Below are 21,927 nucleotides of genomic sequence, written 5' to 3'. Positions count from 1 at the left end.
GGGACGTTCAGGGCGCCGGAACGGGCTCGAGACCGACCGGCGCGGCGGCGAGAGAAGCCTCTACCAGGGATCGGTACAAGGCCCCAAGATTGTGGCCAGCGGCCTCCGCCGCCTGGGGAAATAGCGAGGTCTCGGTCATCCCGGGGCTCACGTTGACCTCGAGGAAGTGCACAACTCCCTCGGTGTCGACGATGAGGTCCGACCGCGACAGGCGGGTCAGGCCGAGGGACCGGTGGGCGACGAGCGCGACCCGCTCGACCTCGGCGCGCGTCGCGTCCGAGAGTCGCGCGGGGGCGAAGTACTCGACGCGCCCGGGGTTGTACCGGGCGTCGTAGTCGTACGGGCCGTCCGTCACGATCTCGATGGGCGGCAAGGCGACCGCGCCGTCACCGAGGTCGACGACCGACACGGCGACCTCGACCCCCGAGACCGCACGCTCGATCAGGGCGGTGTCACCGTAGGCGAAGCACTCGACCATCGCGCGCGCCAGGTCGTCGGGGGACTGCACGACAGACACGCCCAGTGCCGACCCACCGCGCGAAGGCTTCACGACGACGGGCAGCCCGAGACGCTCGACGATCGCGGACAGCACCCTTGCGGGGCCGAGCTCGCGGAACAGCGACTGCGGAAGGGTGACGAACTCGGGGGTCACCAGGCCCGCGCGCGAGACGAGGGTCTTGGCGATCGACTTGCTCCACGCGACGCGGCTCGCCCGGGGTCCCGTTCCGAGCAAAGGCAACCCGAGCAGCTGGACGACGTCGCGCACCGAGCCGTCCTCGCCGCTCGACCCGTGGAGCACGGGCCACACGAGATCGGGGCGGAGCTCGGTGAGCGCGGCGATGAGGTCGGCGTCGACATCGTGCACGGACACCTCGACGCCGGAGGAGCGCAGTGCCTCGGCGACGCGACGGCCCGACCGGAGCGACACGTCGCGCTCGTGGGACAGCCCGCCGGCGAGCACGGCGACGCGAGGTGCCCGGTCGGGGACGCCGGGAGTCGGCGTCGACGACGGTGACGGCGAGGCAGCGGGCGGGACGGGTGACGTGGTCACGATGGAACTCCGAGCTGAGGGCGGACCGTCGCCACCGAGCGACGGCGGGGAAGTGCCGATGAAATCATGGGATGTTCGGCGCGGGCGAGACGACGTCATCGTCGGAGGCACCACCACCGGTGCCGAACAGCTCGACGAGCTCGCGCTCGCCCGAGACGACGCCGGCGAGCCGGCGCACGCCCTCGCGGATCCGCTCGGGGGTCGGGTAGCAGAACGACAGGCGCATGTGGTCGGCGCCCGTGCCGTCGTAGTAGAACGCAGTGCCCGGCACGTACGCGACGCGCGCGGTCACGGCCCGCGGCAGCATGTCCCGCGCATCGAGGCCCTCGGGCAGCCGGACCCAGGTGTAGAAGCCTCCGTCGGGGACGGTCCACGAGGCCTCGGGCAGGTGCTCGCTGAGCGCGCTGATCATGGCGTCGCGCCGCTCGCGGTACATCTCCCGGTAGCTCTTGACCTGTCCACGCCAGTCGCAGGTCGACAGGTAGGACGAGATCGCGATCTGCGAGGCGTTCGACGGGCACAGGATCGCGGACTCGGACGCGAGGACGAGCTTCTCGCGGACCGCGTGCGGCGCGACGGCCCAGCCGACCCGGTACCCGGGGGCGAAGGTCTTGGAGAAGGACCCGAGGTAGATGACCCCGTCCTCGTCGTAGGACCGCAGGGCAGGCCACGGGTCACGGTCGAAGCCGAGCAGTCCGTAGGGGTTGTCCTCGAGCACGAGCACCCCGTAGCGCCGTGCGATCTCGAGGATCTGCGGCCTGCGCTCGAGCGCGAGCGAGACGCCGGCGGGGTTGTGGAAGTTGGGGACCGTGTAGAGGAACTTCGTGCGGCGACCCGCGGCGGCGAGCGCGGCGAGCGTCTCCTCGAGCGCGGCCGGGACCAGCCCGTGCTCGTCGATCGCCACGTGCACGACGTCTGCCTGGTACGCGCGGAACACGCCCAGCGCACCGACATAGGACGGGGCCTCGGCGACGACGACATCACCCGGGTCGACGAAGACCCGCGTGACGAGGTCGAGCGCCTGCTGCGAACCGGTGGTCACGACGACGTCATCGGGGTGCGCGGTGATCTGCTCGAGAGCCATGACCTCGAGGATCTGCTCGCGCAGCGTCTGGTCGCCCTGGCCCGAGCCGTACTGCAGCGCCTGCAGGCCGCGCTCAGCGACGACCGACGCTGCGACCTGCGACAACGCGTCGAGCGGAAGGCCGTCGAGGAACGGCATGCCGCCCGCGAGCGAGACGACCTCCGGCCGGTTCGCCACGGCGAAGAGCGCGCGGATCTCCGACGAGCGCATGCCGTGCGTGCGTTCGGCGTACGAGCCGAGCCACGGGTCGAGCCGCGTGCCTGCGGCGGAGGACGTGGGGGTGCCCGACGTCTCCGGCCGGGGCAGGGGCTGCGAGGTCATCTCCGCAGTCTGGCACAGCGAAACGGCCGCCCCGGCGCGCAATACCGCGCAGTGGGACGGCCGTCGGCCGGCTGCTCAGACGGACAGCAGCGCCTCGATCTCCTGGGCGTACGCCGCCTTGGGGCGCGCACCGATGACCTGCTTCACGAGCTCGCCGCCGGAGTAGATGTTCAGCGTCGGGATCGAGACGATGCCGTAGTCGCCGACCACGCCGGGGTTCTCGTCGGAGTTGACCTTGACGATCTTGACGCGGCCCTCGTACTGCGTGGCGAGCTCCGCCAGCACCGGCGCGACCATGCGGCACGGACCGCACCACGGCGCCCAGAAGTCCACGACCACGGGGATCTCGGACTGCAGGACCTCGGCGGCGAAGGTCTCGTCGGTCACGTCCTTCATCGGGCGTCCTCCACCAGCACGGGGACCTCGGTGGGCACCATCGGGTCGACGGCGTCGCCGAGCGAGGCGAGGAAGTGCTGGGCGTCGAGCGCCGCGGCACAGCCGGAGCCCGCGGCGGTGATCGCCTGGCGGTAGGTGTGGTCGACCACGTCACCGCACGCGAACACGCCCTCGAGGTTGGTCCGCGTCGAGCGGCCGACGACCTGGATGTAGCCGTTCTCGTCGAGCTCGACCTGACCCAGGACCAGCTCGGTACGCGGCACATGACCGATCGCGACGAACACGGCGCCGGCCTCGTGCGAGCGGGTCTCGCCCGTGACCGTGTCGCGCAGCGTCACGCCGGTGACCTTGGCATCGCCGTCGATCCCGACGATCTCGCTGTTCCACGCGAACGAGATCTTCGGGTCGGCCGCAGCGCGGTCGGCCATGATCTTCGATGCGCGCAGCTGGTCGCGGCGGTGCACGAGCGTCACGCTGCGGCCGAACCGCGTGAGGAAGGTGGCCTCCTCGACCGCGGAGTCGCCACCGCCGACGACCAGGATGTCCTGGTCCTTGAAGAAGAAGCCGTCACACGTGGCGCACCACGAGACTCCGCGCCCCGAGAGTCGCTTCTCGTCGTCGAGGCCCAGCTCGCGGTACGCCGAACCGGTCGCGAGGATGACGGCCTTCGCGCGGTACGTGGTGCCGTCGGAGACGGTGACCTCCTTGACCGCACCGGTCAGGGACAGCGACGTCGCGTCGTCCCACAGCACCTCGGCGCCGAACTTCTCCGCCTGCTTCTGCAGGTTCTCCATGAGCTCGGGGCCCTGGATGCCGTCGGGCCAGCCCGGGAAGTTCTCGACCTCGGTGGTGTTCATGAGCGCACCGCCCGCGGTCACGGAACCGGCGACGACGAGCGGCGCGAGGCCGGCGCGCGCGGCGTAGATCGCGGCGGTGTAGCCGGCCGGGCCGGAGCCGACGATGACGAGCTCGCGGATGGACGTGTCGGTCACGGGGTGGTCCTCGAAAGGTCGGTGGTGCCGGTGAGACGGCGGGCTGTCGCAGTCAACCGATCGTAGGCCGGATCTGTTCCTGGGGACGCGAACCGGACCGCCTGTGGACACCTGGCGGTCAGCTGAGCTCGACCTCGGTGAGCTCGAGGCGGAACGACCCGTCCGCCGCGGTGGGCAGCTCGGTGATCCACAGGGTGATGCGTTCGAGCTCCGTCGCGGGGTCGAGGTCGAACGTCACCTCGGGTCCGAACTCGCCGGACGCCAGGAGCGTGCCGCCGCCGGGGTTGTCCGAGCCGCTGGTGCGGATCTCGACGTGGCCGCCGGTGGAGTTCGTCTTGAGCGTCACCTTGCTGACGAGCGCCCGCTCCTCGAGCAGCATGACGAAGCCGACGCCGTCCTTGAACCCCGAGAAGTTCGGCTGCTGGTACGTCATCGTGTACCAGTACGTCGAGGTGTCGCCGTCGAACGCACGCGTGACGGCCTCCTCGTGCTCGCCGTCGTCGTCGGAGGGGTCCACGCTCGACGCGGACTTGATGACGGGCGGCGCGGTCGACACCGGCGTCGTCGCCTCGCCGGACGGCTCGGCGGAGGACTCGCCCGACGGCTCGCCCGACGGCCCCGTCGTCGCCTGCTGCGAGCTCGACGCGGCCGGCCGGGGATCGGGCGCGCCCGTGTCGAGCGACGAGAACAGGGCCTTGAAGGCCAGCACCACGCCCACGACGACCGCGAGGCCGACGACGGTCAGCACCAGGGCCGTCGGGTCGAACGACCGACGCGTGGGCGGCTCGTCGTCCATCTCGCCCATGACGGACGCGAAGTCGCCGGACCCGCCACCGCCACCGGGCCCCGCCGCGGGCCAGCCGGACTCGCCACCGCCGACGGGGACGCTCGGGGGAGCCACGGCTCCGGCTGAGTGCGGCGCGGGAGCGGGGGCGCCCGACGCGGGTCCGTGCTGCGGAGCGGGTGCACCGCCGCCCGGGGGGATGCTGGGCGGGATGCTCGCCGGCGCGGCCGCGGGCGGGGACCCGTGCGGCGGCCCCCCGATCGGCGTGGTCGCGGCGGTCGGCGTAGCACCAGCACCAGCACCGGCACCACCACCCGCACCTGCACCTGCACCGACGGCAGCGGCCCCCGCGGCGAGACCCGCCTGCCGCGCGGGCATGCGCGTCGGCACGGACCCGACGGGCGGCGCCACTGCCGTCGCGCCGAACGCGGACGTGCGCAGGGGCGCGGCAGGCGGCGGGGTGCCGGGCCGGTTCACGGACGGCGAGGTCGTCTGCTCGTCGAAGACGTCCCGCACGGACTGCCGCTGCACCCGGATCGGGGCGGTGTCCTGCAGGTCGTCCTCGGGCGTGGGCTCGCGGATGACCGCGGTCGCCGCGTCGGGCTCGTCGGCCTGCGGGACCACCGGCGCGCCCTCGGTGCGGATCGCCCCCCACGGCTCGAGCTCGCGCACCAGGTCGCCGGGGGTGTGCGGCCCGTCGTCGTTCGGTCCGAGCGTCACGGTGCACAGCGTGTCGAGGTCGTTGGGGACGCCCGGCACGAGCTCGGCGGGCGGGACGGGGAGGCCGGCGGCGGCGGGTGCGGACGGCAGGCCCGGTGCGATCGCGTCGGACGACGACGCGGGCCACCGGCCGGTGAGCGCGGTGTAGAGCAGCCGGACGAGGTCGACGGAGTCGCGCCGGCTGGTCGCGCGCGCGTCCCCGCCGGCAGCGCCCATGACCGTCGCGTCGATCCCGAGCCCGGTGAGCAGCACCCGGCCAGGCCCGACGACCCGCAGGGCCCGCGGGCGCAGCGCGAGGTGGTGCAGGCCCCGGCGGCGGGCGACCTCGAGGGCGGCGGCGGCCTCCCCGATGACGGCGCGCGCCTGGTCGGGGGTCAGCGGGCCGCGCGCGACGAGGTCCGCGAGGGTGGGTCCGGAGACGTCCTCGGTGACGACGTAGCCGTAGCCGTCGTGCATGCCGACGTCGAGGACGCGGGCGAGGCGAGGGTCGGACACGAGTGCCGCGCGCCGCGCGCCGTCGAGGGCCGAGGACACGTCACCCTTCGCCAGGACCACGGCCCGCACGGGGCGGTCGAGGATCTGGTCGGTCGCGTTCCACACGGTGACACCGGGCACGTCCGAGGTGCCCTGCTCGAGCACCCGGTACCTCCCGGACAGCTCCGTGCCAGGGCCGACCACCTCGCTCACGTGCACCTCCGTGCGCTGCGTCGTCGTTCGGATCGTCGAGCACGCCGCCGTGCGCGCGTCGTGCCAGGGGCGCGAGACCGGTGCGCGGCGTCTGCCAGCACTCTAGACGGGCCCGCCCGTAGTGTCCGGTCCGTGGGTGGACTCGTCGTCGTCGGCGCCCGGCCACGACGACGTCGGGCGGCTCGGCCGGTACAACGGGTGACCCGGCGGGTAGTGCGGGCGGGACCGGTGCGTGCGTGGCGCGCGCGGCGGTGCGGGCAGCTCGGGGGCGAGCGGGGCTGCGCCCGGGGGAGTCGGCTCGGGGAGCTCGGGCGCGGAGACGTCGGGCCACGCGGCCCACGGGGTCATGGGGTAGTGCGGCGACGAGGTCGCGCGACGCGGCGCGCGCCCGCCCGCCGCGCCCGTGGGTGCGGGACCGTCGTCGGCCGGCTCGGGCGCCGCGGCGTAGCGACCCGGGCGCCCGGACGGGGCGAGCAGGCGCACGAGCGGGCGCAGCGGACCGATCCGCGAGAGCCGCGGCAGGATCGGGCGCAGCAGGTCGTCGAGCTCGCGCACGCGCAGCGCACGCAGCAGCACGACGTACACGAGCGACATGACCGTGCCGACGAGCACGCACTCGAGCAGCGAGGCGACCAGGCCGCGGGGCAGCACCGCCTCGGCGCCGAGCATCAGGACGAGCCCGACGACGACCGCGGCGACCGCGGCGAGCGTCGCCCGCAGGTGCATGCGCAGCACACGCCCGCCGTCGACCCCGCGCAGCCGCTGGTGCAGCTGCCGCAGCGCGACGATCGCCCCGACGAGGTACGACACGCTCATCGCGACGCCCACGCCGACCACCCACGACGTCGCGGGGAGCACGACGCGCGCGAGCAGCGCCCCGGCGACGACGACGACCGCCATCACCACCTGGACGGGGACCATCGCGCGCGTGTCCTCGTACGCGAAGTACACGCGCTGGCAGATGGACCACGCACCGAACGCGGGCAGCCCGACGATCATCGCGATGACGACCTGCGCGACCGCGTCGGTCGTCGTCGCGCTCGCGGACGGCAGGATCAGGCGGGTCACAGGGATCGCGAGCACCGCGATCACGGCGGCCGCCAGCACGGTGAACACGCCGACGACGCGCATCCCGTAGGACAGCGACGCGCGCACCGCGCGCGTGTCCTGGTCGTGCGCCTGCTCGGACAGCCGCGTGAACAGCGCGGTCGCGAGCGAGACGGTGACGAGCGAGTGGGGCAGCATGAAGATGAGGAACGCGGCGTCGTAGGCCGCGTTCGAGGCGACGTCCGTGGCACCGTCGGCCGCACCGGGGGCCTGCGACACCACGCGCGAGACGACGACGTACGCGAGCTGACCCGCCGCGAGACCGACCAGCGTCCACGTGGCCACGGTGCCCGCGCGCCCCAGCCCCGAGCCGCGCAGCCCCCACCGCGGGCGGTACCGCACCCCCGCGGCGCGCAGCGCGGGGAACAGCACGAGCGCCTGCGCCATGACGCCGAGGGTCGCGGAGCCGGCGAGCAGCAGCACCTGCGACGAGCCCCAGCCGCCGGCCACCGTCAGCCCGGACTCCGGGACGGCGCCGAACGCGACGATGAACGCGAGGAAGCCCACGATCGACACGACGTTGTTGACCACCGGCGCCCACATGTACGGGCCGAACGAGTGGCGCGCGTTGAGGACCTGCCCGAGCAGCGCGTACACGCCGTAGAAGAAGACCTGCGGCACGCACCAGTAGGCGAACGTCACCGCGAGGTCCATCTGGGCCTGGCTGGACGCGTCGGCGTAGAGCCGCACCAGCAGCGGCGCCGCGAGGGTGAGGACGAGCGTCAGCCCGGCCAGCACGACGAAGCCGAACGTCAGCAGGCGGTCGACGTACTGCTGGCCCTTGTCGCTCTTGTAGGCGCGCACCACCTGCGGCACGAGCACCGCGTTGAGCACGCCGCCGACGAGCAGCATGTACATGACGTTCGGCAGCTTGTTCGCGACCGCGAACGCGTCGGCCGCCTGCCCCGTCGCGCCGATCGCGGCGAACAGCACCATCGAGCGCAGCAGGCCGAGCAGCCGCGAGACCGCGGTGCCCGACGCCATGAGCGCGGCACCGCGCCGCATGCGCCCGTCGTCGGCCGGTGCCGTGGTCACCGCGCGCCCTCGTCCTCGGCGAGCCGGCGGGCGCGCTCGTCGTCGGACACCTCGGGGACGGGATCGGTGGGGGTGCCGCCGAGCACGGGGAGGTTCACGGGGGCGTCGGCCTCGGCGACGGTCCGCGCGCCGCGGCGGGCGCTCTGACCGCGCCGGACCGTGCGCGCGATGCCGAGCGCGAGCCCCAGCACGAGCAGGATCGCGACGACGACCGTCCCGACCGACTCGATCGTCGGCGACAGGCGCGCGGAGAACGCGATGGGCTCGGCGACGTCCTGCCCGGACGGGCCGACGAGCGCGACCTCGACGAGCACGTCGCAGTTCGCGTGCGCCTCGAGGGGCACGGTGATCGACGTGTCGCCGGGGTCCAGCACGGGGGTCTCGAAGTCGCCCACCGTCAGGCACGCCTTGCGCGGATCGACGACGAGTTGCGCGCGCGCGGGGACGGTGAGGTCGTTGCGCACCGTGAGGCGCAGGTCGCTCGTGGTCGCGATGACGTTGAGGTCGCTCGTCTCGACGATCGAGAGCCCTTCGGCGCGCTCGCGGACGTGCTGGACGGTCTGCCGCACGAGCTCGGCGCGGGTCTTCGGCTCGGCGCGCCACGCGACGGCCAACGGAGCGAGGACCTCGTCGTCGATGCCCGCGAGGTACGCCTCCGGGTCGTCGAGGACCTCGGCGAACGAGCGCGCGTCCTCACGCGCGTCGGCGAGCGCGGTCACGGACTGCGCGCCGAGCTCGTTCTTGCCGTCCGTCGGCAGCGGTGCGCGCTGCGCCGGGACGGTCGAGTCGCCGGCCAGCACGCGGGACAGGGGCGCGGCCTCGGTCCACGGCGCGGACTTCAGCGCCTCGACGACCGCCGCGAGGGCCTCGCGACCGGGCGCGGTCTCCCGGTCGCCCGCGATGACCACGCCCGCGGGCGGCACCGCGCCGTGCGCGACCACGGCCAGGTCGGCGAGCGCGCGCTGGGCGATGCTCGCGGGCGTGGACTGCGCGCCGGCGCCGCCCGTGACCAGGCTCGTCAGCAGCGCGTCGGGTGCGATCGTGGTGACGTCGCCCGACGACGTGGCGACGGTCTGCAGCGCCTCCGACGACGCCTGCGCCTGCTGCGGCCCGGTCACCATCGCCGCGGCGCGCGTCACCTGCACGCCCGCGAGCGTCTGGGCGTCGGGCGTGCCGGGGTCGGCGCTCCACAGCAGGGTGTTCGCGTCGGCGAGGTCCTCGGTGCTGCGGGTGCGCTCGACCGCCACGGTAAGGAGCTCGCCCTGGTCGGCGTGCTGCACCGCAGCGACGTCCGGGTCCGCCCACGGCAGCGCGTACGTCTCGTGGTTGCCGATCGCGGTGCGCAGACGCTCAGCGAACCGCTGCGCGGTCGCACTGCCGGAGTCGGCCGCGGCGAGCAGCGACGGGTCGACGACGAGCGTCACGGACTCGTCGACGTTCGCCGCGGCGAGCATCCGGCGCAGCCGGCCGCCCTCGTCGGTGAGGTCGTCGAGGTCCTCGTCGGCCGTGGCGGCCGCGGTGACGGCTGCGGACGCGGCCGATGCGGTGCCGTCCGTCGGGGTGGGGTCGGGCGAGGGCTCCTCGGGCGACTCGGGTGCGGTGCGCGGCACGGGTGCGGTCGGGGGGCCGACGAACGGGACGACGACCGCGACGGGCACGCGCGGGGGCTCGTCGTCGGTCGTGCTCCACAGCACGTACGTCCGGGCCATGCCGAGCCGCTCCCGGTCCGCCCGGAACTCGAGCGCGAGGCCGCGCGGCCCCCACAGCCCGGGCAGGTCCGTGAGCCGCACGGACTCGGCCGGGACGATGATCGAGACCGTCCTGGTCGCGCGTGGCCCGAGCGGCTCGTCGAGCGGCTCCGAGACCGAGCGCTGGCCGGCGGGGTCCTGCAGGTCCCGCGCGGCCCACTCGGCGACCTCGTCGCGGCTGAACATGCGGAACCGGTTGAACCAGACGACGACCTCGGGGTTCTCGAGCACGTCGTCGGTCGTGTTGGTGACGGTCGCAGAGATGTGCAGGTCCTCGCCGGCGCGCAGCACCTGCGGCGCGATCGAGGTGAGGCGCACGGTGACGGGTGAGGCCTCGACGGGCGACAGCGCCGGCGTGCTCCCCGCGGCCGAGAGCGGCGACGGGTCGAGCGGGTCGTCCGCCGACGCGCGGCCCGCGCCCGGGCCGGCCACGAGGAACGGGACGAGCACGGCCAGGACGAGGGCCACCCGGGCGAGGGTCGCGCTCACCACCGGGCGCGCGGTACGTGCGGTCATGCCTCGCCGACGAGCACCACGAGCGCGGCCTCGGCGAGCCGACGCTCGTTGGGGTACGCCAGGCGGTCGGGGAGCATCGAGACGGGCACCCACGCCGCGTCCTCGGCCTCGCCGTCGGGGTCCCCCTCGACGGACAGCGAGCCGCCGACCGCACCGAGCAGGAAGTGGTGGACGACCTTGTGCACGCGGCGGTCGTCGCCCGAGAACCAGTAGTCGATGACGCCGAGCCGCCGAAGGACCTGCCCGCGGATGCCGGTCTCCTCGGCGATCTCCCGGACGGCGGCCTCCTCGGGCGTCTCCTCGCCCTCGAGGTGACCCTTCGGCAGGCACCACTCGAGCCGACCACCGCGGTTGCGGCGCGCGATGATCGCCGCGTGGTAGACGCCGTCCTTCATCAGGACGACGAGGCCGCCCGCGGAGGTCTCGTCGACGACGGGCAGCGGGGGAGCGGCCGGACCGTGCACGGGCCGGACCGGGGCGACGGGGCGTGGCGCCTGCAGGCGGTGCCCGCCGGGCGGCGCCGGGACGCCCCGCGAGGGGGACGGGTGCGCGGCGCCGGACATGCGTGCCACTGTAACGACTTGCCCGGGTCGAGCCCGAACCGACGGGACCCCGCGGCGCGGTCGGGTGAGCGGCAGCCACCTAGAATCGGGCAGGTGCCGGACGAGACGCCCTCCCTCCTCACGCTGCAGAAGCGTGCCATCGGCGTGCTCGCCGCCCTCCCGGCTGACGCCCTGGCCCTCGGTGAGCTGTTCCGCGCGGCCGGTCACGAGCTCGCGCTCGTCGGCGGGCCCGTGCGTGACGCGTTCCTCGGCCGCTCGTCGTCGGACCTGGACTTCGCGACGTCGGCGACACCCGACGAGACCGAGGCGATCCTCGCGCGGTGGGGCGACGCCCACTGGGACATGGGCCGCGAGTTCGGCACGATCGGGGCGCGCCGGTTCGGCTCGCGGCACGGCGGTGGCGCGGACGTGGTCGTCGAGGTCACGACGTACCGGACCGACGAGTACGACCCGTCGTCCCGCAAGCCCGAGGTCGTGTTCGGAGACACGCTCGAGGGCGACCTGTCGCGACGCGACTTCACGGTGAACTCGATGGCCGTGCGCCTGCCCGAGCTGGCGTTCGTCGACCCGTTCGACGGGCTCGCGGACCTCGCGCGCGGCGTGCTGCGCACCCCCGTGGACCCGCGGCAGTCGTTCGACGACGACCCGCTGCGCATGATGCGCGCCGCGCGGTTCGCCGCGCAGCTCGGCTTCGCGATCGACGACGCCGCACGCGCCGCGATCGTCGAGCAGGCCGAGCGGATCTCGATCGTGTCGGCCGAGCGCGTGCGCGACGAGCTCGTCAAGCTCCTGCTCGCGCGTCAGCCGCGGCTGGGCCTGCAGGTGCTCGTCGAGACCGGGCTGGCCGACCACGTCCTGCCCGAGCTGCCCGCGCTGCGCCTCGAGATCGACGAGCACCACCGGCACAAGGACGTCTACGAGCACTCGCTCACGGTGCTCGACAAGGCGATCGCGCTCGAGACCGGACCGGACGGCGCCGTGCCCGGGCCGGACCTGGTGCTGCGGCTCGCCGCGCTGCTGCACGACATCGGCAAGCCCCGCACCCGGCGGTTCGAGGAGGGCGGCGGCGTCTCGTTCCACCACCACGAGATCGTGGGCGCCAAGCTCGTCTCGAAGCGGCTCAAGGAGCTGCGGTTCGACAAGGCGACCGTGCAGGCCGTCGCGCGCCTCACCGAGCTGCACCTGCGGTTCCACGGCTACGGCGAGGGTGGCTGGACCGACTCCGCCGTGCGCCGCTACGTCACCGACGCCGGCCCGCTGCTCGAGCGCCTGCACCGGCTCACGCGCTCGGACTGCACGACGCGCAACGTCCGCAAGGCGCAGCGACTGTCCGCCGCGTACGACGACCTCGAGGTGCGGATCGCGCGGCTGCAGGAGCAGGAGGAGCTCGACTCCATCCGGCCCGACCTCGACGGCACGCAGATCATGGCGATCCTCGACCTGACGCCCGGCCGCGAGGTCGGCGAGGCGTACAAGCACCTCCTCGCGCTGCGCATGGAGCACGGCCCGCTCGGCCCGGAACGCGCCGAGGCGGAGCTGCGCTCGTGGTGGGCCGCTCGCTCCTGACCACCGCCCGGGCGTCGTCCCGGCGGGTGATCTCGACAGCTCCTTGCCGTCTCGCACAACCAGGCGTGACGCGGCTGCGTTCTCATGGTTGTCATCCGAGAGGTCGGGCCGGATCGAGAACCGGGAGGACGCCGTGGGCCATCGGTGGGAGCCGATGCTCGACGAGCTGGTGCGGAGCAGGTACCCGCGGCTCCTGATGCGAGCGCTCATGCTGACGGGATCGCACGCCGACGCCGAGGACCTGGTTCAGGAGGCGCTGGTCGCAAGCTTCTCGGGTGGTGCCCGGTTCTCCAGCCTCGGCGAGGCCGAGCACTACGTGCGTCGGGCGATCGCGTCGCGCTCGGTCGACCGGGCGCGACGCGCCGCCCGGTCGCGGACTGCGGAGCGTCGGCTCGCCGCGCTCGCCGTGCACCCGACCGAGATCGAGCTGCCCGGTCTGACCCGCCAGGTCGTCGACGCCCTCGCGACGCTGCCACCGCAGATCCGCGCGTGCGTCGTGCTGCGTCATCTCGAGGACCTGTCGGTGCGCGAGACGAGCGACGCCCTCGGCGTCTCGGAGGGTGCCGTCAAGCGCTACACGTCCGACGGCGTGCGCGCCCTGAACGCGATCCTCGGGACCGTCCCGCCGAGCGGCGAACCGGTCCTGCTGACCACGACGGAGGTGCACGGTGGAGCGTGACGACTCGCAGGGCCGCGACCTGGCGGAGATCCTGCAGGAGGCCGCCGACCGTGGCGAACGTCGCCTGGTCCGTGTGCCGACGCAGCAGCCCGCGCGCCGTGCGGCGCACGAGGTCGCACGCCGGTGGCGCGCCCGCGTCGGGGCACGGTGGGCGGCGGCAGCGGCGGCCGTGCTCGTCGTCGGGACGGGCGCCGTGCTGGCGGGCTCGGTGATGTCCGACGACGCCACGACGCCCGCGGTTCCGACGAGCACGCCGACCGATGTCTCGTCGACCCGGCCGACGCCCACGGCCGCGCCGAGCGGCGACCCGTCCACCACTGCCGACGCCGGCCCGATCCTGACCCGGCCGGGGCTCCCTCCGTATCGCGACCTCACGCCGGCCGTGCTCGCGAGTGCCGGCGCGGGGTGGGTCGCCGTGGCCTACGACGGCCAGGGCCACGACGACACCGACACCGGCACGAGCCGGTGGCCGACGACCTTCTTGCTCACCTCGCCGACGGGTGACGTGTACCTGGTGCCTGGTCCGGAGCGCACCGACGTCGTCGACGTCGTGAGCTGGCGCGCGGGCTCCTCGTCCCTCGTGGTCAGCCTCGACGACGCGCGACGGGCCAGGCTCGACCTGGCGACCGGTGCCGTCGCGAACGAGGCCCGCGGGCTCCCGACCGACGCCGCGTACGTCGGCCTCGGCGACGGCGGCGTCGAGATCTGGCGTTCGCCGCAGGGCTGGTGGACCGTGCCCGATGGCGGCGACGCGGTCCGGGGAGGGGCTCCCTCAGCCCTCGCGCAGCTCGACCCGAACGGGCGACGCAGTATCGCGCTCGCGGACGACGACCCGGCGAGCCTCGTCGTGACGGACCTGGCCACCGGGGTGACGAGCCGTGTGGCACCGGTGGAGCTCGCCGGCTCGGTGTGCACGGCGGTGGCGTGGCTCGACGACGCGCGTGTGGTCGTCGTGTGCGGCCGGGACGTCGACTCGGGCGGGACCTGGACGTCGTTCGTCGTCCGGCTCGACCCGGGCGGGCCGCAGGTCACCTCCGAGCACCCGTACGGCGCCGACGAGCCCGTGCCGTTCGACCTGACGCACCGATGGGACGGAGGCCTTGTCGGCACGGTGACCGACGCACAGGCGGCAGACCCGTGCTGGGGCGGCGCGGCTCTCTTCGACGACGACGGGCGGATGACCCGGTTGCTGCAGGGACGCGGCGACGGGGACAGCCGGTTCCTGACCGTGCTCACCGGCCGCGTGGCCTACGTGATCGCCAGCCCCGGCTGCCAGGAGGTGGCGGCAGGCACGCTCACGGCGCACGACCTCGTGACGGGTACGCGGACGCCGCTGGTGCCGGCGCCTGGCGGGCTCGCGTCGCTCGTCGGGTTCGGGGGCGTGCGCCAGGTGGTCGCGGCGTCCTGAGCCGTTCGCGGGCGCCGACGGGACCCGCTCACGAGTCGGGGCAGACGACCTCGGCGGACAGCATCGCCTCCGCGCTCACGCGGGTCTGCGTCCCGGAGATGCCCGACCGCACGACCGTCCCCGTGACGCCGTCGACCTGGATTCCGCCCTGCGGGGCGCTGGCCGTGCCCTTCGACAGGAACGACAGCTCGTCGCCCAGGCGCACCCGGAACGTCGCCTCGCCGGTCACGGCGACGACGAACACGATCTCCTCGTCGGGCGAGCCCAGCCGGCGCGGCTCGGCCTCGTCGCACCGCGCGCCCTCGGTCGCGACCTCGACGCGCTGCTCGCCGGACTCGTCGACGTAGGTCACGACCGCCGAGGCGGACCCGGACGGGGCCGACGAGCAACCGGTCACGGCGGCGACCAGCAGCAACGGGACGATCAGGCGATATCGGGACACAGCCCGCACCGTAGCGGCGCGAGCCGGTGCGTCAAGGTGATCCGGATCGATTCACGGCTGGCGGGAGCGTCGGCAAGGCGTCAGGCGACCTCGGCGGGCACCGGTCGGCGGCGCGCGGCCAGGCCGTAGGCGACCGCGCCGGCCACGTAGCCGAGGGCGAGGACGACGAACAGCCCGCTCGACCAGCCGGTGTCGGGCAGCGCCGCGGCGGCCAGCGCGGCGGCGCCGACGAACGCGGCGTTGTAGAGGACGTCGTACAGCGCGAACGCGCGGCCGCGGTAGGCGTCGTCGGTGTCGCGCTGCACGATCGTGTCGACGGCGATCTTGGTGCCTTGCGCGGCCAGCCCGAGCAGCGCGGCGGCCACGAGCACGGGGACCAGCTCGTACGTCACGACGAGCACGCACTGGCTGACCGCGGCGAGCACCAGGCACCCGGTGATCCACGCGTGGATCCCGGTGGACGGTGAGAGCGTGGGCGTCAGGACGATCGCGAGCGCGAACCCGACCGCGGTCGCCGCGAGCACGGTCGCGAACGTCGCGAGGCCCTCCTGCGCGTCTGCGGGGTCGGACAGCAGGTTCCGTGAGATGAGGATGCTCGCGAGGAACACCACGCCGTAGAGGAAGCGGTGGTACGCCATGACCGCCAGCGCGCGGGCGGGAGTGCCACGCGCGACGAGGTAGCGACCGCCCTCGACGAACCCCCGCACGAGCGTCCCGAGCTGCGCGCGCAGCTGCTCGGCGTCCGACCGGTGCTCGGGCCCCAGCCGGTGCCGGTCGATGCGGGCGGCGAGCCCGGCGGCGGCGGCCATGGTGAGGGCGGCGGCGAGCAGCGCGGCGGCGTCGCGCGCCCGGCCGGCCGGCACGACCCAGCCGAGCACCAGGGCGACTGCGCTACCGATCCCGTTGGCCGCGGTGCCGAGCGTCGGGGTCACGGAGTTGGCGGTGAGCAGGAGCTTGCCCTCGACGACCTGGGGGAGCGAGGCCGACAACGCCGAGAGCAGGAACCGGTTGACCGAGAGCGTCACGAGCGCGAGCACGTACACGGCCGGCCCGACGCCCACGGTGACCATGAGCGCGGCGAGCACCACCGCGAGCCCCATCCGCACGAGGTTGCCGACGAGCAGCACCTGCCGCCGGCTCCACCGGTCGAGCAGCACCCCGGCCCACGGCCCGACGATCGTGAACGGCAGCAGCAGCACCGCGAACGCCGCCGCGACGCCGCCCGCGGTCGTCGCGTTCTCCGGGGAGAAGAAGAACAGGGTCGCCAGCCCCACCTGGAACATGCCGTCGCCGCACTGGCTGACGAGTCGCACCGCGAGCAGCTTGCGGAACTCCCGCAGCGGCCACAGCGCCTTGAGGTCCGCGATCACCTGCACGCGCGCCATCCTCGCACCCGCGCCGTCCCCGCCCGGCGTCGCGCGCGTGGCGCCCCGGCGCCTTCGTCGGGCCTGGCCTGCCGATACGCTCCCGGCTGCCACCCAACCCCCGCGCGGGACCTCACGTTCTCAAGGGTGTCCGGCAGGTGCGGCCCGAGGAACCAGGGGGACACATGAGCAGTCGGTGGGAACCGATGCTCGACCAGCTCGTGCGGGAGCGATACCCGCGCCTGCTGTCACGAGCGACCTTGCTGTGCGGGTCGCGGCACGACGCGGAGGACCTCGTCCAGGACGCGCTCGTCGCGACCTTCGGCGGGCGCGCGCGCTTCGACTCGATCGGCGAGGCCGAGCACTACGTCCGGCGCGCGATCGCGACGAGGTTCATCGACCGCGGTCGCCGCACGACGAGGGAGCGCGACGCGCACCGCCGGCTCGCGGGCCACGCGCAGCCGGTCGTCGAGATCCAGCTGCCCGGCCTGACGCGCGAGCTCGTCGACGCCCTCGCGCAGCTGCCGCCCCGGACGCGTGCCTGCGTGGTGCTGCGGCACCTCGAGGACCTGTCCGTCCGTGAGACGGCCGACACGCTCAACCTGTCCGAAGGCGCCGTGAAGCGCTACACCGCGGACGCCGTCGCCCTGCTCAACGCAGCGCTCGGCACGACGGCCCCGGCCGAGACCATCCCTGTGCAGACGACGGAGGTGCGCCGTGGAGCGTGACCTGAACGACTACCTGCGTGCCGTGGCGGAGGCCGACGAGCGCTCGCTCGACGGTGTGAGCCCGGTCGGCCCGCTCGAGCGTGCGGCCCGCGGGGTGCGGCGCCGACGGCTGCTGCGGCACACGCGCGTCGCGGTGCTGAGCGTCGCCGGCCTCGCGGCGGTCGGCGGTGGCGCGCTGCTCGCCGGTCCCGCGCTCCAGCACCCGGTCGACCCGGCTACCCGGGGCGCGGTCGTCACGACGCACCCGACCCCGTCGGGGGAGCAGATCGAGACCCCCGGCATCCCGCCCTACGCCGAGCTCACGCCTGACGTCCTGGCGCAGACGGGCGCTGGCTGGGTGCTGAGCGTGCACCTCGCCGAGACGTACGACCCGAGCGGCGTGCGCGACGACGGCGGGGACACGGTGCTGCTCACCTCGCCCGACGGTTTCACCTACCGGGTCCCTGGCGTCCTCGCGGGCTCGCGGCTGCGCGTCGTCGACTGGCGCGCGGGTGCGACGACGGCGGTCGTGCGCGAGTTCGTCGACGGGCACTCCCACCGAGCCGTGCTCGACCTCGCCGACGGCACGGTGACCCCCGACGAGCGCGGTCTGCCGGACGACGCCACGTTCGTCGGCCGGTCCACGCAGGGTGAGCTGTGGCACGGCGGCGTGTTCGTCCTGCTCGCCGACGACGGCACGAGCCGGAGCGTCTACGACGGCCCGTCCGAGGGCCTCGGCCAGCTCGACCCGACCGGCCGCCGGATGATCGGCAGCCGCGACGTCATGACCACCGGCGACCACACGACCTTCGAGGTCGTGGACCTCGAGACGGGCGACGTGACCGGCCCGTTCTCCCTGACGGTCGACGGGCTCCGGTGCGGCATCGAGACCTGGCTCGACCCGGTCAACCTGCTGGCGCGGTGCGTCGAGCCCGGCGCGTCCTACCAGGACGGCTTCGAGGAGCTCGAGCTCGACGTGTCCGGGGCGCAGCTCGCGTACCGGTCGGTCCGGACCGTCGGAGCCGACGACGACTTCATCGTCGGCGCGCAGTGGTTGTCCGACCGGACGCTGGTCGGTGACACGGTCACCCTCGACGAGCAGCAGTGTGCGAGCACCGGGACGTCCCTGCGGCACCGGGACGGCAGCCTGGAGAACATCCACGTGCTCGAGCCCGGGGCGTTCGGGGCGACCGTGCCGAAGGTCGCCGCCGGGATCGTCTACGTCCAGTCGGAGCAGGGCTGCAACGGCGAGCAGGCACCGTCCACGCTCACCGCGCACGACCTCGCGGGGCACATCAACACGCTGCTGCTCGGCTTCCCCGTCGACAACCGGGGCGACCGCCCGGGGATGCTGAGCTGGGTGGTCGCCCAGTGAAGCGCTGACCCGCAGGTCGGCCGACCGGGCGAACCCGCCCCGCGCGCGCGAGCAACGGGTGGGGTTCCGCTCGCTCAGCGAGCGCAACCCCACCCACTCAGCCCTGCGCGGTCAGGTCGTGATGGCGCAGGTGGCGGTGCAGGGGTGGGGGCGGCCGGGCCAGCCGCGGTCGCGCAAGGCCCGGGCGACCTGGGCCGCAGTGGCGCACGGGGTCACGGCGACGTGCCGCCAGCGGTAGCGCAGCGTGGTGTCTCCGGTCGCGAGGAGCGTGGCGTTGTCGCGCCAGACGTCGTCGTCGGTGGCGCCGAACGGATGCGCGAGCCGCCCGTCTAGCTCGGCCCGGACCGCGAAGCCCACGTACACGCGATCCGCTCGGATCCACCGGCCGTCCACGCGCTCCCAGCGCTGCGCGACAGCCCGCGGCAGGCGGTGCCGACGCTCGACGTCCCGCGCATACCGGTGCTCGAGCGGCGACTCGACCCCCTCCGCCACCTGCCCGAGCATCTCGACGAGCAGCCGGCGGCCGGACATGCGCGTGCGCCGCGCGGCCCGCAGCAGCAGGTCGTCGGGGTGGACCCCGGCCCGCACCGCGTCGCAGAGCAGTCCGACGAGAGCGTCGGTCAGGTCTCGCCGGACCGCGCCGGCACGAGCCGTGGACTCCGCGCCGCGGGAGTGGGCGCTGGTCGTCGTCGTGACGATGCCGAGGATCGCCTCGGCGGGCTCGACCGAGCGCAGACGCCCGCCGGCCCAGGGCATCGTCCGGCTCCGGTGCACGACGAGCCCGAGTTGCGGCATGACCGTGCGGGTGTGCGGCACGGTGACCACCACCGACCGGCCCGGCTCCGTGAGGATGCCGTGGTGGAAGGCCGCCGACTCGTGCGAGAGGGCAGCGTCAGGCCCGCAGTACAGCAGCGCGGCGCGAGCGCGCTGCCGCCAGCTCGTCGGCCCGGACTGCAGCACGACGACGCCCCGGAACGCGCGCCGCCAGTGCCCTGCCGCGACCTTGCGCCGCACGGCGGCGGAGGACACCCCCCATCCGACGAGCTGCGCGACGCTCGCCACGCCGTCCTGCCGCACGACGACGTCGCGCCCCTGGCCGGACAGCGCCCGCACCCCAGGCAGCTCCGCCACCCCACCCGGCCCGCCCCCGAACCCGCCGCTCCCGCCGCTCTGCACCCCCACACCCTCCCCGCAGCGCCGACCCTCCGTCCGACGTCATCCACACCCCGCCCCGAAGCAGCGAGCCTCCCGAGCGTGTGGGTGGAGATCTGCTCGCTCAGCGAGCGCAACCCCACCCACAACGAGCCGGGCCTCCCCTGGCGGGGGACGCGAGAGAGGGCCCGACGCGGGTGCGTCGGGCCCTCTCTCGGGTGCTGCGCCGGGTCAGCGGCGCGCGGTGGTGCGGTCGATCAGCGCTCGATCTCGCCGCGGATGAAGGCCTCGAGCCGCTCGCGGCCCAGGCTGTCCTCCATCTGCACCGGCGGGGACTTCATGAAGTACGTCGCGGCGGACAGGATCGGGCCACCGACCCCACGGTCCTTGGCGATCTTCGCGGCGCGCAGGGCGTCGATGATGATGCCGGCCGAGTTGGGGGAGTCCCAGACCTCGAGCTTGTACTCCAGGTTCAGGGGGACCTCGCCGAACGCGCGGCCCTCGAGGCGCACGTAGGCCCACTTGCGGTCGTCGAGCCACGCGACGTAGTCCGACGGGCCGATGTGGACGTTGCGGTCCTCCTTCTTGCCGGCCAGGGGGCCGTCGTGGAGGTTGGACGTCACGGCCTGCGTCTTCGACAGCTTCTTGGACTCCAGGCGCTCGCGCTCGAGCATGTTCTTGAAGTCCATGTTGCCGCCGACGTTCAGCTGGTACGTGCGGTCCAGGATGACGCCGCGGTCCTCGAACAGGCGGGCGAGCACGCGGTGCGTGATGGTCGCGCCGACCTGCGACTTGATGTCGTCGCCGACGATCGGGACACCGGCGGCCTCGAACTTCGCGGCCCACTCCGGGTCGGACGCGATGAACACGGGCAGGGCGTTGACGAACGCCACGTTCGCGTCGATCGCGCACTGCGCGTAGAACTTCGCGGCGTCCTCGGACCCGACGGGCAGGTAGCAGATGAGGACGTCGACACGCGCCTCACGCAGGGCCGCGACGACGTCGACCGGCTCGGCGTCCGACTCCTCGATGGTCTCGGCGTAGTACTTGCCGATGCCGTCGAGCGTGTGACCGCGCTGGACCGTCACGCCGAGCGGCGGGACGTCGGCGATCTTGATGGTGTTGTTCTCCGACGCGAGGATCGCCTCGGACAGGTCGAAGCCGACCTTCTTCGCGTCGACGTCGAACGCCGCGACGAACTCGATGTCCTTGACGTGGTAGTCACCGAGCTGCACGTGCATGAGCCCGGGAACCTTGCCGTCGGCAGGCGTGTCGGCGTAGTAGTGCACGCCCTGGACGAGCGACGCGGCGCAGTTGCCGACGCCGACGATGGCGACGCGGATGGAGGTCATCCTCGCTCCTTCTCGGTGGTTCTGGCCGGAGCGGCGAGGTCGCCGTCGGCGGTGGACGCTGCAACGGTGCGGTGACCGGTGCTAGCAGGACGCGCGCGGCGGACGCCACGCTCGTTGTCGATGAGTCCGTCGAGCCAACGGACCTCGCGCTCGGCCTGCTCCAGGCCGTGCCGCTGCAGCTCGAGCGTGTACTCGTCCATGCGCTCGCGGGTGCGGGCGACGGACATGCGGATGGTCTCGAGGCGCTCCGTCAGGCGCGTGCGCCGACCCTCGAGGATCCGCAGCCGGGTCTCGGCGTCGGTCTGCGCGAAGAACGCGAACCGCACGTCGAAGTTCTCGTCCTCCCAGGCCGCAGGGCCTGAGGAGGCGAGCACCGACTGCAGGTGCTCCTTGCCGTCCGCGGTGATCTGGTAGACGATCCGGGCCCGCTTGCTGCCGACCGCGTGCGGGTCGGCCGGGGACTCGGTCCCGACTATCCATCCGCGCTCCGCGAGCGACTTCAGGCACGGGTACAGCGACCCGTACGACAACGCGCGGAACGACCCGAGCACGAGGTTGAGCCGCTTGCGCAGCTCGTACCCGTGCATCGGAGACTCGTGGAGCAGCCCGAGGATCGCCGGCTCGAGCACGTCGGAACGACCGCGCACCGGGGCACCTCCTCTAGGCTGTGGGGTCGTGCGTCGGTGACGCACGGTGTGTGTCTCGTTCGATGTATCGCTCGTATGTATCAGCGCGATACATCGAGAAGAGTAGAGCGCGACGTTCGTCGTGCACAAGTCGCGCCGTCGCGCCAGCGTGTGCGCACGTCACCGACCCGCTCCGAGGTGCGTCCCGCGGCCGAGCACCGATGACGACACCGCAGCGACGCCACGACGACG

The 21,927-nt window shown here is 73.8% G+C and carries 18 protein-coding genes; 5 read left to right on the top strand and 13 right to left on the bottom strand.

All coding sequences use genetic code 11. The annotated features are described in order from the left end of the window. Positions 1-7: 7 nt before the first annotated feature. The 8 genes from CGE01nite_RS09775 to CGE01nite_RS09740 all read right to left on the bottom strand — a co-directional run bounded on the left by CGE01nite_RS09775 (position 8) and on the right by CGE01nite_RS09740 (position 11,004). A complete protein-coding gene (locus CGE01nite_RS09775) occupies positions 8-1,051 on the bottom strand; it encodes a D-alanine--D-alanine ligase family protein (RefSeq protein WP_141370596.1) in 1,044 nt (347 codons plus the stop codon). 64 nt (positions 1,052-1,115) lie between these two features. Further along, a complete protein-coding gene (locus CGE01nite_RS09770) occupies positions 1,116-2,456 on the bottom strand; it encodes an aminotransferase-like domain-containing protein (RefSeq protein ID WP_048344545.1) in 1,341 nt (446 codons plus the stop codon). A 75-nt stretch (positions 2,457-2,531) separates the two neighbouring features. Further along, positions 2,532-2,852 (bottom strand): thioredoxin, encoded by a 321-nt coding sequence (gene trxA / locus CGE01nite_RS09765; protein WP_048344544.1) that lies wholly within the window; start codon positions 2,850-2,852, stop codon positions 2,532-2,534. Next, positions 2,849-3,844, bottom strand: coding sequence for a thioredoxin-disulfide reductase (gene trxB / locus CGE01nite_RS09760; protein WP_141370594.1), 996 nt, complete (start codon positions 3,842-3,844; stop codon positions 2,849-2,851). The genes trxA and trxB overlap by 4 nt, the downstream gene beginning before the upstream one ends. A 118-nt stretch (positions 3,845-3,962) precedes the next feature. Continuing rightward, positions 3,963-6,035: a protein kinase family protein gene (locus tag CGE01nite_RS09755; protein WP_170210936.1), complete on the bottom strand. Its 2,073-nt coding sequence runs from the start codon at positions 6,033-6,035 to the stop codon at positions 3,963-3,965. 102 nt (positions 6,036-6,137) lie between these two features. Then, positions 6,138-8,177 (bottom strand): murein biosynthesis integral membrane protein MurJ, encoded by a 2,040-nt coding sequence (gene murJ / locus CGE01nite_RS09750; protein ID WP_229747328.1) that lies wholly within the window; start codon positions 8,175-8,177, stop codon positions 6,138-6,140. Then, a complete protein-coding gene (locus CGE01nite_RS09745) occupies positions 8,174-10,441 on the bottom strand; it encodes a DUF6049 family protein (RefSeq protein WP_141370590.1) in 2,268 nt (755 codons plus the stop codon). Before CGE01nite_RS09745 ends, murJ begins: the two co-directional genes overlap by 4 nt. After that, positions 10,438-11,004, bottom strand: a complete 567-nt coding sequence (locus CGE01nite_RS09740) for an NUDIX hydrolase (protein ID WP_048341985.1) — start codon at positions 11,002-11,004, stop codon at positions 10,438-10,440. The genes CGE01nite_RS09745 and CGE01nite_RS09740 overlap by 4 nt, the downstream gene beginning before the upstream one ends. Positions 11,005-11,097: 93 nt before the next feature. Here CGE01nite_RS09740 and CGE01nite_RS09735 point away from each other — a divergent pair, with 93 nt between their 5' ends. From CGE01nite_RS09735 to CGE01nite_RS09725, 3 genes are all read left to right on the top strand, one after another. Further along, a complete protein-coding gene (locus tag CGE01nite_RS09735) occupies positions 11,098-12,570 on the top strand; it encodes a CCA tRNA nucleotidyltransferase (RefSeq protein WP_287920309.1) in 1,473 nt (490 codons plus the stop codon). A 133-nt stretch (positions 12,571-12,703) separates the two neighbouring features. Next, the gene (locus CGE01nite_RS09730; protein WP_141370588.1) at positions 12,704-13,249 is read left to right on the top strand and encodes a sigma-70 family RNA polymerase sigma factor; all 546 of its coding nucleotides are present in this window, start codon (positions 12,704-12,706) and stop codon (positions 13,247-13,249) included. Further along, the gene (locus tag CGE01nite_RS09725; protein ID WP_141370586.1) at positions 13,239-14,657 is read left to right on the top strand and encodes a hypothetical protein; all 1,419 of its coding nucleotides are present in this window, start codon (positions 13,239-13,241) and stop codon (positions 14,655-14,657) included. Before CGE01nite_RS09730 ends, CGE01nite_RS09725 begins: the two co-directional genes overlap by 11 nt. A 28-nt stretch (positions 14,658-14,685) precedes the next feature. On the opposite strand, the gene CGE01nite_RS09720 is transcribed toward CGE01nite_RS09725, so the two are convergent. Beyond that, positions 14,686-15,099 carry a hypothetical protein gene (locus CGE01nite_RS09720; RefSeq protein ID WP_141370584.1) on the bottom strand — a complete coding sequence of 138 codons (414 nt, stop codon included), beginning with the start codon at positions 15,097-15,099 and terminating at the stop codon, positions 14,686-14,688. Between the two features lie 80 nt (positions 15,100-15,179). Next, positions 15,180-16,484, bottom strand: a complete 1,305-nt coding sequence (locus CGE01nite_RS09715; RefSeq protein WP_170210935.1) for an MFS transporter — start codon at positions 16,482-16,484, stop codon at positions 15,180-15,182. 164 nt (positions 16,485-16,648) lie between these two features. On the opposite strand from CGE01nite_RS09715, the gene CGE01nite_RS09710 reads away from it, so the two are divergent. Together CGE01nite_RS09710 and CGE01nite_RS09705 are read left to right on the top strand one after the other, a co-directional pair. Next, a complete protein-coding gene (locus CGE01nite_RS09710; protein ID WP_048341981.1) occupies positions 16,649-17,191 on the top strand; it encodes an RNA polymerase sigma factor in 543 nt (180 codons plus the stop codon). Beyond that, the gene (locus CGE01nite_RS09705) at positions 17,181-18,545 is read left to right on the top strand and encodes a hypothetical protein (RefSeq protein WP_141370582.1); all 1,365 of its coding nucleotides are present in this window, start codon (positions 17,181-17,183) and stop codon (positions 18,543-18,545) included. The genes CGE01nite_RS09710 and CGE01nite_RS09705 overlap by 11 nt, the downstream gene beginning before the upstream one ends. Positions 18,546-18,656: 111 nt before the next feature. Here CGE01nite_RS09705 and CGE01nite_RS09700 read toward each other — a convergent pair whose 3' ends face one another. The 3 genes from CGE01nite_RS09700 to CGE01nite_RS09690 all read right to left on the bottom strand — a co-directional run bounded on the left by CGE01nite_RS09700 (position 18,657) and on the right by CGE01nite_RS09690 (position 21,696). Next, positions 18,657-19,721: a hypothetical protein gene (locus CGE01nite_RS09700; RefSeq protein ID WP_229747327.1), complete on the bottom strand. Its 1,065-nt coding sequence runs from the start codon at positions 19,719-19,721 to the stop codon at positions 18,657-18,659. A 233-nt stretch (positions 19,722-19,954) separates the two neighbouring features. Further along, a complete protein-coding gene (locus CGE01nite_RS09695) occupies positions 19,955-21,049 on the bottom strand; it encodes an inositol-3-phosphate synthase (RefSeq protein ID WP_141370580.1) in 1,095 nt (364 codons plus the stop codon). After that, a complete protein-coding gene (locus tag CGE01nite_RS09690) occupies positions 21,046-21,696 on the bottom strand; it encodes a PadR family transcriptional regulator (protein WP_141370578.1) in 651 nt (216 codons plus the stop codon). Before CGE01nite_RS09690 ends, CGE01nite_RS09695 begins: the two co-directional genes overlap by 4 nt. Positions 21,697-21,927 lie beyond the last annotated feature (231 nt).

The organism is Cellulomonas gelida, from assembly GCF_006538725.1.
Taxonomy (GTDB): domain Bacteria; phylum Actinomycetota; class Actinomycetes; order Actinomycetales; family Cellulomonadaceae; genus Cellulomonas; species Cellulomonas gelida.
This window is presented reverse-complemented; position numbering and strand designations above follow the sequence as displayed.

Coding starts and splice junctions, on each gene's coding strand:
- CGE01nite_RS09770 (WP_048344545.1), bottom strand. CDS start 2,456: ATGACCTCGCAGCCCCTGCCCCGGCCGGAGACGTCGGGCACCCCCACG.
- CGE01nite_RS09710 (WP_048341981.1), top strand. CDS start 16,649: ATGAGCAGTCGGTGGGAACCGATGCTCGACCAGCTCGTGCGGGAGCGA.
- trxA (WP_048344544.1), bottom strand. CDS start 2,852: ATGAAGGACGTGACCGACGAGACCTTCGCCGCCGAGGTCCTGCAGTCC.
- CGE01nite_RS09745 (WP_141370590.1), bottom strand. CDS start 10,441: ATGACCGCACGTACCGCGCGCCCGGTGGTGAGCGCGACCCTCGCCCGG.
- CGE01nite_RS09740 (WP_048341985.1), bottom strand. CDS start 11,004: ATGTCCGGCGCCGCGCACCCGTCCCCCTCGCGGGGCGTCCCGGCGCCG.
- CGE01nite_RS09715 (WP_170210935.1), bottom strand. CDS start 16,484: ATGGCGCGCGTGCAGGTGATCGCGGACCTCAAGGCGCTGTGGCCGCTG.
- CGE01nite_RS09695 (WP_141370580.1), bottom strand. CDS start 21,049: ATGACCTCCATCCGCGTCGCCATCGTCGGCGTCGGCAACTGCGCCGCG.